1 protein-coding gene is annotated in these 1,065 nt (G+C 68.9%); it reads left to right on the forward strand.

The window, feature by feature from the left end; all coding sequences use genetic code 11:
* Nucleotides 1-116: 116 nt before the first annotated feature.
* Nucleotides 117-1,065 (forward strand): IS481 family transposase (locus G3I60_RS43640; RefSeq protein WP_164299725.1); only part of this gene is annotated, 949 nt, incomplete at its 3' end.

Raw genomic sequence — 1,065 nt, forward strand, 5'->3', positions numbered from 1 at the left:
TGTTCTGTCCATGGAGGTTGGTGACAGCGATCACGGCGGGGTGATCTTGTACGAGTGAGGGCCTTCCGGGTTCGGTGTGGATTGCGACATCTACACGGAACGATCAGAAGGCCCTCATGCCCCACCGTAATGCACCCCTGACCGAGACCGGACGCCTGCGTCTGGCCCGCTGCGTCGTCGAGGACGGCTGGCCCCTGCGCCGGGCCGCCGAACGCTTCCAGGTCTCGCCCACGACCGCCCAGCGGTGGGCCGGCCGCTACCGCGAGATGGGCGAGGCCGGCATGACCGACCGGTCCTCGCGCCCGCACCACAGCCCACGCCGGACCCCCACCCGCACCGAGCGGCGGATCATCAAGGTCCGCCTCCTGCGCCGCTGGGGACCGGCCCGCATCGCCTACCTGCTGGGCCTGAACCCGGCGACCGTCCACCGGGTTCTGACCCGCTACCACCTGGCCCGCCTGAGTCATCTGGACCGCGCCACCGGCCGCGTCATACGCCGCTACGAACACGAACGACCCGGCGACCTGGTCCACGTCGACATCAAGAAGCTCGGCAACATCCCCGACGGCGGCGGACACAAGACCCTGGGCCGCCAGGCCGGCCGCAAGACCCGCTCCAGCGCCGGCTACAGCTACCTCCACAACGCCGTCGACGACCACTCCCGCCTCGCCTACAGCGAGATCCTCGCCGACGAGAAGAAGGAAACCGCCGTCGGCTTCTGGCAGCGCGCCCACGCGTTCTTCGCCCAGGCCGGGATCAGCGTCGAACGCGTCCTGACCGACAACGGCGCCTGCTACAAGTCACACCTGTGGCGCAACTCCCTGGCAGAGCACGGCATCACCCACAAGCGGACCCGTCCCTACCGGCCTCAGACCAACGGGAAGGTGGAACGGTTCAACCGCACCCTGCTGGACGAGTGGGCCTACGCCAAGCCCTACCGGACCGAGGCCGAGCGACGCGACGCATACCCCGCCTGGCTGCACACCTACAATCACCACCGCGGACACACCGCACTCAAAGGCCAACCACCCGCCAGCCGCGTCCCCAACCTCACGGGCCAGTACA

This window comes from Streptomyces sp. SID13666 (assembly GCF_010548325.1).
Taxonomy (GTDB): Bacteria; Actinomycetota; Actinomycetes; order Streptomycetales; family Streptomycetaceae; genus Actinacidiphila; species Actinacidiphila fildesensis.